Source organism: Duganella sp. CT11-25 (genome assembly GCF_047302815.1).
In the GTDB taxonomy this organism is placed as follows: Bacteria; Pseudomonadota; Gammaproteobacteria; order Burkholderiales; family Burkholderiaceae_D; genus Rugamonas.
This window is the reverse complement of sequence record NZ_JBKBFD010000001.1, coordinates 4,429,957-4,441,746: the sequence shown is the minus strand read 5'-3', so window position 1 is coordinate 4,441,746 and position 11,790 is coordinate 4,429,957. Positions and strand designations below refer to the sequence as shown.

The following is an 11,790-nucleotide window of genomic DNA, read 5'->3' as shown; positions in this document are numbered from 1 at the left end:
CCGGACAGAACGTCCGGCGCGTGTGCTACATCAAGCTGGCTTCTTGCTGCCGTTGCGGCCGAACCAGGCGATGAATTCGCCGATGATGCCGCGCCGGAACAACAACACGCAGACGATGAAGATCAAACCGACCACCATGTTGACCGCTTCGCCGATGGTGTTGAACCATTCGATGCCGGTGGCGTTGGTGAGGAAAATGCCCCAGTCGCCCAGCTTGTTTTCCAGCGCGATGATGATGATGGCGCCCAGCATCGGCCCGGCCAGCGTGCCCATGCCGCCCACCAGCGTCATCAGGATCACCAGGCCCGACATGGTCCAGTGGACGTCGGTCAGGGTCTCGAAGCCCTGCACCAGCATGTTGGTGGCGCCCGCCAGGCCGGACAGCGCGGCCGACAGCACGAAGGCCAGCAGCTTGTACTTGTCCACATCGTAGCCCAGCGAAATCGCGCGCGGCTCGTTTTCCTTGACCGCCTTCAGCACCTGGCCGAACGGCGAATGCACGGTGCGCACGATCAGCATGAAGGCCAGCACGCAGATGCCGAGCACGAAGAAGTACAAGGTCGTGTCGTTGGCGAGATCGACCACGCCCAGCAGCTTTCCACGTGGAACACCCTGCAGGCCGTCCTCGCCGCCGGTGAACTCGCCCGCCCTCAGCGCGCCGAAATACACCATCTGCGCCAGCGCCAGCGTGATCATCGAGAAGTAGATGCCTTGGCGGCGGATCGCCAGCGCGCCCATCACCAGGCCGATCAGGGCGCCGGCCGCGACGCCGGCCAGGATGCCCAGCTCGACCGGCCAGCCCCACATCTTCATCGCGTTGCCGGCCACGTAGCCGGCGCCGCCGTAGAACGCCGCGTGGCCGAACGACAGCAAACCGGTGAAGCCGATCAGCAGATTGAAGGCGCAGGCGAACAATGCAAAGCACAGCAGCTTGGCGAGGAACACCGGGTAGCCGACAAAGGGCGCCGCCAGCGCAATGGCGAAGGCGATCAAATAACCTATTTTCCTGTTCATCGTTACCCTCTTATTTTTCTTTGCCGAACAGGCCGGCAGGACGAATCAGCAACACGATGACCATCACCAGGAACACCACCGTCGACGAGAACTCCGGATAGAACACCTTGGTCAGCCCCTCGATCACTCCCAGGCCGAGGCCGGTCAGGATGGAGCCCATGATCGACCCCATGCCGCCGATCACCACAACGGCGAACACGACGATAATCAGGTTCTGACCCATCAGGGGCTGGACCTGGATGATCGGGGCCGCCAGCACCCCTGCAAAGCCCGCCAAAGCGACGCCGAAGCCATAGGTGAGCGTGACCATCAGCGGCACATTGACGCCGAAGGCTTCGACCAGCTTGGGATTCTCGGTGCCGGCGCGCAAATATGCGCCCAGCTTGGTCTTCTCGATCACGAACCAGGTCGACAGGCACACCGCCACCGACGCCAGCACCACCCAGGCCCGGTAATTCGGCAGCACCATGAAGCCGAGGTCGGTCGCGCCCGCCAGCGCGTCGGGCACCTGGAACGGCTGGCCGGAGACGCCGTAGAACGAGCGGAACACGCCTTCCACCAGCAGCGTGATGCCGAAGGTCAGCAGCAGGCCATACAGGTGGTCCAGCTTGTAGAGGTGGCGCAGCATGGTCTTTTCGATGACGATGCCGAACGCGCCGACGATCAGCGGCGACAGCACTAGCATGAACCAGTAGTTGAGGCCGAGATAAGCCATCCCCATCCAGGCCACGAAGGCGCCCATCATGTACAGCGCGCCATGCGCAAAGTTAATCACGTTCAGCAGGCCGAAGATGACCGCCAAACCCAGCGACAGCATCGCATAGAACGAACCGTTGACCAGACCCAGCAGCAGCTGGCTCATCATCGCGGGCAGGGGAACGCCGAAGATTTCCATGAGATCCACAATCAAAAGATCAGAAAAAAGGGCGGCGCCAGCGGCGCGCGCCCTGTGCACAACTCAGCTTATTTCCACAGGCTGCACTTGGTTTCCGCTTTGGTGGCGTAAGCCTGGTCGCCCGGAATGGTGGCCACGACCTTGTAGTAGTCCCACGGATATTTCGATTCCGACGGCTTCTTCACTTCCATCAGGTACATATCGTGCACCATGCGGCCGTCCGGACGGATCACGCCGTTCTTGGCGAACATATCGTTGATCTTGTTGGCTTTCAGGTAGGCCATGACTTTGTCGGAATCGTCGGTGCCCACGGCCTTGACCGCCTTCAGGTAGTTGCTGGCGGCCGAGTAGTCGCCGGCCTGCAGCATCGACGGTTCCTTCTTCATCTTCTCGAAGTAGCGCTTGGACCAGGCGCGGGTTTCCGGATTTTGATCCCAGTACCAGCCGTCGGTCAGGTACATGCCCTGGGTCAGGTTCAGCCCCAGCGAGTGCACGTCGTTGATGAAGATCAGCAGGCCGGCCAGCTTCATTTTCTTGGTGATGCCGAATTCGTTGGCGGCCTTGATCGAGTTGATGGCGTCGCCGCCGGCGTTGGCCAGGCCCAGGATCTGCGCGCCCGACGATTGCGCCTGCAGCAGGAAGGACGAGAAGTCCGACGCCGACAGCGGATGCTTGACCGCGCCCAGCACCTTGCCGCCGGCCGCCTTCACCACGTCCGAGGTATCTTTTTCCAGCGACTGGCCGAAGGCGTAGTCGGCGGTCATGAAGTACCAGCTCTTGCCGCCCTGCTTGACGATGGCGCCGCCGGTGCCGCGCGCCAGCGCGATGGTGTCGTAGGCGTAGTGCACGGTGTACGGCGTGCACTCTTCATTGGTCAGGCGGGCCGAGCCGGCGCCGATCGAGATGAAGATTTTTTTCTTTTCCGCGGCGACCTTGGCCATCGCCAGGTTGGCGCCGGAATTGGTGCCGCCGATCAGCATGTCGACGCCCTGCTGGTCGAACCATTCGCGCGCCTTGGAGGCGGCGATGTCGGCCTTGTTCTGGTGGTCGGCGGAGATGAACTCAACCTTTTTACCGGCAATGACCACGCCCGCATCGGCGATCGCCATCTTGATCGCCTCGGCGCCGCCGGCGCCATCGATATCTGTGTACAAGCCGGACATGTCGGTGATCATGCCAATCTTGATGGTGTCGCCGGAAACCTGGGCTTGGGCAGCAAAGGACAGGCCGAATGCGCAAACGGCGGTAGCTGCGATGGTGATGGCTTTGAGTTTCATTTCGTCTCCGTTCAGGGAAGTAGTGTTATTGCTTATTTTTAGTCCACTTACTTAGACGCCCAGAAGCTCGGTCAGTACCGGCATCTTGGCGCTCAACTCAGATGCAACAAAGGTCTCAACGATTTGACCGTGTTCCATCACATAAAACCGGTCCGCCAGCGGCGCGGCGAACCGGAAATTCTGTTCCACCATGACGATGGTGTAGCCCTTGGATTTGAGCGTGGTGATCATGCGCGCCAGCCCCTGCACGATCACCGGCGCCAGCCCTTCCGAGATTTCATCGAGCAGCAGCAGGCGCGCGCCGGTGCGCAGGATGCGCGCCACCGCCAGCATCTGCTGCTCGCCGCCGGACAGGCGCGTGCCCTGGCTGTGCTTGCGCTCCTCCAGGTTGGGGAACATGGCGTAGATTTCCTCGATCGACATGCCCTTTTCGCCGGTCGACAGCTGCGGCGGCAGCAGCAGGTTTTCCTCGGTCGACAGCGACGAGAAAATGCCGCGCTCTTCCGGACAATAGCCGATGCCGAGGTGGGCGATTTTATGCGTCTGCAAGCCGATCGATTCGACGCCGTTGACCTTGATCGAACCTTTGCGGGCGCCGGTCAGGCCCATGATGGAGCGCAGCGTGGTGGTGCGGCCGGCGCCGTTGCGGCCCAGCAGCGTCACCACTTCGCCCGGCTGCACCGTCAGGTTGACGTTGTGCAGGATGTGCGATTCACCGTACCAGGTTTGCAGGTTGGAGATATGCAGGGCGGCAGTCATCAGTGCGCTCCTTCCAGCACAGCGGCTTCCGTGCCCATATAGGCTTCCATCACTTGCGGGTTGGTCGAGACTTCGGCATACGTGCCTTCCGCCAGCATCGCGCCGCGCTGCAAGACGGATATCTTGTCGCAGATGCCGGACACCACTTTCATATTGTGTTCGACCATCAAAATGGTGCGGCCGGTGGAGACTTTTTTAATCAGCTCGGTCACGCGGTGCACGTCTTCGTGCCCCATGCCTTGCGTCGGTTCATCAAGCAGCATCAGCTCCGGTTCCATCGCCAGCGTGGTGGCGATTTCCAGGGCGCGCTTGCGGCCGTAAGGCATATCGACCGTGATGGTATCGGCGAACTCGGTCAGGTCGACCTCGGCCAGCAGCTGCATGGCGCGGTCGTTCAACTTGTCCAGCGCGCGTTCGCTCTGCCAGAAATAAAAACTGGTGCCCAGCTGGCGCTGCAGTCCGATGCGGACATTCTGCAACACCGTCAGGTGGGGGAACACGGCGGAAATCTGGAACGACCGGATCACGCCCATGCGGGCGATCTGCGACGGCTTGGCGGCCGTGATGTCGTTGCCGTTGAAAAGGATCTGGCCCGAAGTGGGCACCAGGAACTTCGTCAGTAAATTGAAGCACGTGGTTTTACCGGCTCCGTTGGGGCCGATCAGCGCGTGGATGTGGCCGCGCTGCACTTTGAGATTAACGTCGTTGACCGCGGTAAAACCCTTGAATTCCTTGGTCAAGTTCTTTGTTTCCAAGATAACGCCGGACATCCTGTCTCCTTGTTATTCTTTTCAAAGTACTAAAGTTTTTTAGATCATACACAGTAACAAATTCGCTAACAATACAGTATAACTACGGTCCACTTTTGATCTAAACCTAGCGTGCGCTAGCTTTCATTTCCAGGCTGAACGGATCAGTTCTGAAGCTTTCTCTGCAATCATGATTGTCGGCGAATTGGTATTTCCGGACGTAATAAACGGCATGACGGACGCATCCACGACACGCAATCCCGCCACGCCGATGACGCGCAAATCGCTGCCGACCACGGCGCCTGGATCATCGACGCGGCCCATCTTGCAGGTGCCCACGGGATGGAAAATCGTGGTGCCAATCGCGCCGGCCGCCTGCGCCAGTTCTTCCTCGCTGCGGTAGTGGATGCCCGGCTTGTATTCTTCCGGCGCGTATTGCTGGAGCGCCGGCGCCGCGACGATCTTGCGCGTGAGCGTCAGCGCATCGGCGGCGACCTTGCGGTCTTCCGGCGTGCTCAGGTACATCGGCGTGATCTTCGGCGGCGCATACGAATCGGCGCCGGCGATGCGTACATGGCCGCGCGAGGTCGGCCGCAGATTGCACACGCTGGCGGTGAACGCGGGGAAGGCATGCAGCGGATCGCCAAACTTTTCCAGCGACAAAGGCTGCACGTGATACTGCAGGTTCGGCGTCGCCTGGCTTGCGTCCGAACGCGCAAACGCGCCCAGCTGCGACGGCGCCATCGACATCGGCCCGCTCTGGAACATCGCATATTCGAGGCCGATTTTCATCTTGCCGAACCAGCCGGCCGCCAGCGTATTCAAGGTGCGCGCGTTCTTGCCGACCTTGTAGACCATGCGCAGTTGCAGATGGTCCTGCAGGTTTTCGCCAACCCCGGGCAAGTCGGCCAGCGGTGTGATGCCGTGCTGTTGCAGCAGCGCGGCCGCGCCGATTCCGGAGCATTGCAAAATCTGTGGAGAATTCACAGCGCCTGCCGCCAGCAGGGTTTCTTTGTCGGCGGTCGCACTGTACTGGGTTCCGCCGCCGGTGAAAACCACGCCTTTGCAGACGGGACCAAGGTCGCTTTTTTCGATCAGCAAACGTTCCACGTGGCAGCCGGTCATGATGGTCAGGTTAGGCCGCGCCCCGATCGGCTTCAGATACGCCTTGGCCGTGTTCCAGCGGATGCCGCGTTTTTGATTGACGTCGAAGTAGCCGCAGCCGGCGTTGTCGCCGCGGTTGAAATCGTCCACTTTCTGGATGCCGGTCTGCTCGGCCGCATCGCGGAAGGCGTCCAATATCTGCCAGGACAAGCGCTGTTTTTCCACGCGCCACGGACCGCCTGCGCCGTGATGTTCGGACGCGCCGCCGTGATAGTCCTCGCTCTTTTTAAACAGCGGCAGCACAGACTCCCAGCGCCAGCTGGCGTCGCCGGTCAGGTCGGCCCAGCGGTCGTAGTCGCCGGACTGGCCGCGCATATAGATCATGCCGTTGATCGACGAACTGCCGCCCAGCACCTTGCCACGCGGGTACAGCAGGCTGCGCCCGCCGAGTCCGGGATCGGCTTCGGTACGGAACATCCAGTCCGTGCGGGGATTGTCGATGCAATGCAGGTAGCCGACGGGAATGTGTATCCACAGATAGTCGTCCCGCCCGCCCGCCTCGATCAGCAAGACTTCCGCGTTCCTGTCCGCGCTTAACCGGTTCGCTAATACGCAGCCCGCCGAGCCTGCACCTATGATGATGTAATCGTACTCGCCAGCTGATTCCAAAAACGACTCCCCGTTAGGCTGCGGCTATCTCCGCCAACAATGTTTCGACCAGTTTTGCCGCCGGCATCGGCCGGACACGCGCGACGCCCGTACCGCACCAGAGCGACATCAGCTCGGTTTCGCCACGCTTGGCGGCTTCGGCGCGTATGGGCGACGTTAATGCATTTTGAATGGGATATGCAGGCAATTGCTTCTCGATGGCGGTCAGTTCGCGCATGAAGCGGTTTTCCAGTCCGCGCGCATAACGGCCGGAGAAGGTCCGGGTCAGCCTGGTCGGATGGTCGCCGGCCGTCAGCAAGCGTTGCTTATAATCAGGCTGGATGGCGGATTCATCGCAGACCAGGAACGCCGTTCCCATCTGCACCGCCTGCGCGCCGCCGTCCAGCGCCCGCTTGATATCGGCGCCGTCCATGATGCCGCCGGCTGCGATCACCGGAATGGCGACTGCTTCGACGATAGTCGGCAGCAACTCAAAAGTGGTCAGCCTGGCGTCTTCCTGCGCGCCGATGAAAGTGCCGCGATGCCCGCCCGATTCCGTACCGGACGCAATCACCGCATCGGCGCCCCTGCTCTGCCACGCCAGCGCTTCCTCGGCGTGGGTAATCGTGCCGACCACCAGGATGCCGGCGTCATGCAAACGCTGGATTTGTTCCGCGCTGAGGATGCCGAAAGTAAAACTGGCGACGGCAGGGCGCAATTCGATCAGCGCTTCAAACTGGGCGGCGAAGTCTTCGCACCATTTGGCTGGCGTCGGCAATGCCGTCCAACCCAGCGAAGACCAGAGCGGTTTCAGCCATTCGGCAGCGCGCGCCACCTCGGCCGGATCAGGCTGAGGCGTCTCCAAAACAAAGAAATTGAGGCAAAACGGCTTGTCGGTGAGCGCCCGGATCTGCGCGGTTTGCGCGCGGATCGTCTCCGGCGGCAGTAAAGAACAGGCCAGCGAACCCAGCGCACCGGCGTTCGACACGGCGGCGACCTGCGCCGGCGTGTTGTTCCCTCCGGCAGTAGGCCCCTGAATGATGGGATGCGGAAAAACTGATGCTAATTTCATCTGATTTCTCACAAAAAGGGGCGTTTACGGCTGTGGATAACGCTATGGATATCCACAGGCACCAAATGTGAGTAAACAAAAATTTTTTGGGGACGACTTTTCTTATCCCAAAACAGTTCTTTGCTCATACACGGTTTACTCGCCCGCTTATGCAGCCCGTAAACGCCTGATTCTAATCCAAAATCGACACTTATCCACAGAAAAGTGTCTGCGTTAACAACTACTACTATTTTTATATCTACATCTTTAGAGTAAACCATAAACCCAAAAACCACAGGCGTCACCGCCTGAACGGCTCGATACCTCGTTGAAAGCCGAAATAGTATTTCTCCAACATCAGCTTTCCCCTATACTGGATCGGCAAACAAACAGCATCAGCCGGAGTAATTTTGTCTTCACAGCGCAAAAATCCCCGGTCGCCTGCCTATCTGCGTTTTCGGCGACGCTTGGTCACCGGCCTGTTGTCCATGGCTGCGCTTGCCATTGCCGTAGTCGTCAGTCAATTCCGCGCTTCCTATGTCGATCGCGAACTCTCGGTGCAAAGCCAGACCGAGCATTACGTCAAGGCGATGGAAGCCCATGTTCTGTATTCGATTCAATCGGTGGATCTGTCGCTGATTGGATTTGCCAACGCCATCAAAGTTCTGCCTGCAAAGCAAAGCCGTTCACCGGAAACGATGTCGGATCTACTCTCTTCGCGCGGTTCCAATTTCCAAAGCGATTACTGGATAACTTTTCTGGATCCCAAAGGCATCGCCGTCGCCACGTCGACCGGCAACAACATTACCGGCGTCTCGTATGCGGATCGCGATTACTACAAAATCCACGTCGACAACACCATGCAAGGCAAGGTCTATGTCGGCGAACCGGACATCGGCCGGCGCAGCAAGCAAAAACTGTTTTTCTTAAGCCGCCGCGTGGAAAGCGCCAAAGGCGAATTCCTGGGCGTCGTCGTGGCGCCGCTCAACGTCAGCCGCTACGTCTCGGTATTTGAAAATTCGCGCTTCAATTCCGATATCTCGATCGCGCTGGTGCACGGTCGCGGCAAAATCATCGCCAGGGTGCCGAATTTTGAAGAAGCCTTCGGCCGTGACCTGGGGCCGACCGCCCTCTTCGACAACGTCCACCGCGCCAGCTCCGGCACCTACAAAACCCACAGCGTCATCGACAAGATAAACCGGATATTCAGCTATCGAGTACTGGACAACTTTCCACTGATCGTCGTCGTCGGCAGCAACGACACGGAATCGGCACGGCTGCTGCAAAAAAATTACCTGGTCGCAGGCGCCGGCCTGGCCACATTGCTCTTGCTGATGTGGGGCGCCGGACATTTCTCGCTGCGCACCTACACCAAATTGGCGGAACGGGAACTGCGTTACCGCATGCTGTATGCGGCCAGCCGGGAAATGGAGAAAAAACTGCTGGCCGGCGAAGATGAACGAAAAAAGAACGAAGAATCGATGAAGTTGGCGGCCCTGCTATTCCAGAACAGCGGCGAAGGCATGATGGTCACCGACGCGGAAGGCTTGATCTTGACGGTGAATCCGGCTTTTTCACTGCTCAGCGGCTACACCGAAAAAGAATTGCTAGGCCATCGCGGCTATGAAATCACCTCCGGCCGCGAAGACATGAGCTTGTTCGACCGCATGTTTGAATCGGTTGAGCAAACGGGTCAGTGGCAAGGCGAATTGTGGCAACAGCATAAGGACGGCGAGGAATACCTGGTCGCCATGCACGTCAACACCGTCTACGATGAACTGGGAAATCCATTCCGCTATGTCGCGTTGCTCAGCGATATCACCCAAAAGAAAGCCTCGGAAGAACTGATCTGGCGCCAGGCCAACTTCGATGCGTTGACGGGATTGCCGAACCGGCGCATGTTCCATGAGCATCTGCGCCAGGAAATGAAGAAAACCGACCGCTCGCACCTACCGATGGCGCTGATTTTCGTCGATCTGGACTACTTCAAGGAAATCAACGACACGCTGGGCCACGACAAAGGTGATTTACTGCTCAAGGAAGTGGCGGCCCGGCTGTCGAATGCCGTGCGCGGCACCGATACCGTGGCCAGGCTGGGCGGCGATGAATTCACCGTCATCGTCAGCGAGCTGCGCAATGCCGGCGACGTGGTGCGCACGGCGCAGGAAATCCTCCGGCAAATGAGCACGCCGTTCAACCTCGACGGCAACGTTGCCCATATTTCGAGCAGCATCGGCATCACCTTGTACCCGGAAGACGGCGCCGATGCCGAAACGTTAATCAACAACGCCGACCAGGCCATGTACGCGGCCAAGCAGCAGGGCCGCAACCGCTTCAATTATTTCGCGCCGTTCATGCAGGAAGCCACGCGCGTGCGCATGACCCTGGTGAACGAGCTGCGTGAAGCGATCAACCGCGATGAATTGCGCATCATGTACCAGCCGATCATCGACCTCTCCAACTGTGCGATCTGCAAGGCCGAAGCGCTGGTGCGCTGGCAGCATCCGGTGCGCGGCTTGTTGAATCCGGTTGAATTTATCGGCGTCGCCGAAAGCAGCGGCATGATCGTCGGCATTGGCGACTGGGTATTCCGCCAGGCGGCACGGGAAGTGCAGAAACTGCAGGCGCTCGGATTGCCCGAATTCCAGGTCAGCGTGAACAAATCGGCCTGGCAGTTCAAGGATGACGGCAGCAACTACCAGCAATGGCTGGATTTTCTGCAGGAGCTCAAGCTCAGTCCCAACAGCATCATCATCGAAGTGACGGAAAACCTGCTGTTGGACACCGCCAACGCGAATTCCGACCGCATGCTGGCCTTCCAGCATGCGCATATGCAGTTTTCCCTGGACGATTTCGGCACCGGCTACTGCTCGGTGGCGTTTTTAAAGCGTTTCAACATCGATTACATCAAGATCGACCCGAGTTTTGTCTCCAATCTCGCGAATGGCAGCGACGACGTGACGCTTTGCGAGGCAATTATCGCGATGGCGCACAAGCTCGGCATCAAAGTCATCGCCGAAGGGATCGAAACGCCACAACAATTGGCCGCCTTGACGGCGGCCGGATGCGATTTGGGGCAGGGATATCTGTTTTCCAGGCCGATTTCAGGCGAAGAATTGGAAAAACAACTACAAAATCAGCTAGCACCTGTGGATAAGGTCCTGAATATCCACAGGACGACTTGTGAGTAAGGACCCTGCTTGTGCAGAGGTCGATATTTTATACAGAATTGCTCCTGAATTGATACAGCGCTTATGCAGGTGCTTGTTTACGTCGTAAGCAGATGATTTGTAAACGTATACGTGACTTATCCACAGCTTTTTGATCGTTTACTATTACTACTATTTTTATATAAATCTTTTGTAAACTACTAAAACACCAAAAAGCGAAATCTGAGGGCCTGCTCGCCAACAGAAACCCATCCGCACAGTAAAAAACGCCTTAAAATCGATTTTTTTCGCTACGCGCTGTGGAAAAACGTCTGGATACCCACAAGCGATCTCACAAAATTGAAGGAAAAGTATGCGTTTAGGCATCATCAGCGCGTTGGCTGAGGAACAGCATGGGCTGATAGAAGCCCTTCAGAGCCCCTCCAGGCACGTTCACGGCATGAGGGAGTACACGGCCGGGAAACTCTGGGAAATCGACGCTGTGTGCGTTCTATCGCGTATAGGCAAGGTTGCAGCAGCCATGACAGCTGCGATCCTTGTGGAAAAGTTCGGAGTTACGCACATCGTCTTCACCGGAGTCGCTGGAAGCGGGGATAAAAACGTTCATGTTGGAGACATCGTGATCGCCGAATCGTTGATCCAGCACGATTTCGATGCCAGCCCGCTGTTTCCGCAGTTTGAAATCCCGCTGACGGGCTTATCGCGCTTCGCCACGGACGTGGCGTTGACGGAGCGTCTGGCTCGCGCCGCTGCGCAAACCACGCGTATACATCGGGGGCTGATTGCCAGCGGTGATCAATTTATAGGCAAATTGACGCAAATACAGGCCCTAAAGGCTGCTTTGCCCGACTTATTGGCAGTGGAAATGGAAGGCGCCGCCGTGGCGCAAGTATGTTTTGAGCTGGGCATTCCGTTCGCGGTCATCCGCACCATCTCGGACAACGCCAACGACGATGCCGCCGTCGATTTCATGCATTTCATCAAAACCGTAGCCTCGCGCTACGCCTTCGATGTGATTCAAAACTTCTGCAAAACCTAAATCCGGGGTCAGGTCCAGATCACGGACACAAGCTCAACTGCTAGTGGCAGAGCTCGTGTCCGTGATCTGGACCTGACCCCGGAG

9 protein-coding genes are annotated in these 11,790 nt (G+C 58.4%); 2 read left to right on the top strand and 7 right to left on the bottom strand.

What is annotated here, in order from left to right:
* Positions 1–30: 30 nt before the first annotated feature.
* From ACEN9F_RS18955 to ACEN9F_RS18925, 7 genes are all read right to left on the bottom strand, one after another.
* Entirely contained in the window at positions 31–1,014 is a 984-nt protein-coding gene (locus ACEN9F_RS18955) for a branched-chain amino acid ABC transporter permease (protein ID WP_413422236.1), read from the bottom strand.
* A gap of 10 nt (positions 1,015–1,024) precedes the next feature.
* Positions 1,025–1,909, bottom strand: a complete 885-nt coding sequence (locus tag ACEN9F_RS18950; RefSeq protein ID WP_413422234.1) for a branched-chain amino acid ABC transporter permease — start codon at positions 1,907–1,909, stop codon at positions 1,025–1,027.
* Between the two features lie 68 nt (positions 1,910–1,977).
* The gene (locus ACEN9F_RS18945; protein ID WP_413422232.1) at positions 1,978–3,186 is read right to left on the bottom strand and encodes an ABC transporter substrate-binding protein; all 1,209 of its coding nucleotides are present in this window, start codon (positions 3,184–3,186) and stop codon (positions 1,978–1,980) included.
* A 51-nt stretch (positions 3,187–3,237) separates the two neighbouring features.
* Positions 3,238–3,945: an ABC transporter ATP-binding protein gene (locus tag ACEN9F_RS18940; protein WP_413422231.1), complete on the bottom strand. Its 708-nt coding sequence runs from the start codon at positions 3,943–3,945 to the stop codon at positions 3,238–3,240.
* Positions 3,945–4,715, bottom strand: coding sequence for an ABC transporter ATP-binding protein (locus ACEN9F_RS18935; RefSeq protein WP_413422229.1), 771 nt, complete (start codon positions 4,713–4,715; stop codon positions 3,945–3,947). Before ACEN9F_RS18935 ends, ACEN9F_RS18940 begins: the two co-directional genes overlap by 1 nt.
* Before the next feature lie 123 nt (positions 4,716–4,838).
* Positions 4,839–6,467: a GMC family oxidoreductase gene (locus tag ACEN9F_RS18930; RefSeq protein ID WP_413422227.1), complete on the bottom strand. Its 1,629-nt coding sequence runs from the start codon at positions 6,465–6,467 to the stop codon at positions 4,839–4,841.
* Between the two features lie 13 nt (positions 6,468–6,480).
* On the bottom strand, positions 6,481–7,518 hold the full coding sequence (locus ACEN9F_RS18925) for an NAD(P)H-dependent flavin oxidoreductase (protein ID WP_413422225.1): 1,038 nt from the start codon (positions 7,516–7,518) through the stop codon (positions 6,481–6,483).
* A 446-nt stretch (positions 7,519–7,964) separates the two neighbouring features.
* Here ACEN9F_RS18925 and ACEN9F_RS18920 point away from each other — a divergent pair, with 446 nt between their 5' ends.
* On the top strand, positions 7,965–10,688 hold the full coding sequence (locus tag ACEN9F_RS18920) for an EAL domain-containing protein (RefSeq protein WP_413422223.1): 2,724 nt from the start codon (positions 7,965–7,967) through the stop codon (positions 10,686–10,688).
* A 331-nt stretch (positions 10,689–11,019) separates the two neighbouring features.
* Positions 11,020–11,706 carry a 5'-methylthioadenosine/adenosylhomocysteine nucleosidase gene (locus ACEN9F_RS18915; protein WP_413422221.1) on the top strand — a complete coding sequence of 229 codons (687 nt, stop codon included), beginning with the start codon at positions 11,020–11,022 and terminating at the stop codon, positions 11,704–11,706.
* The last annotated feature ends 84 nt before the right edge of the window (positions 11,707–11,790 follow it).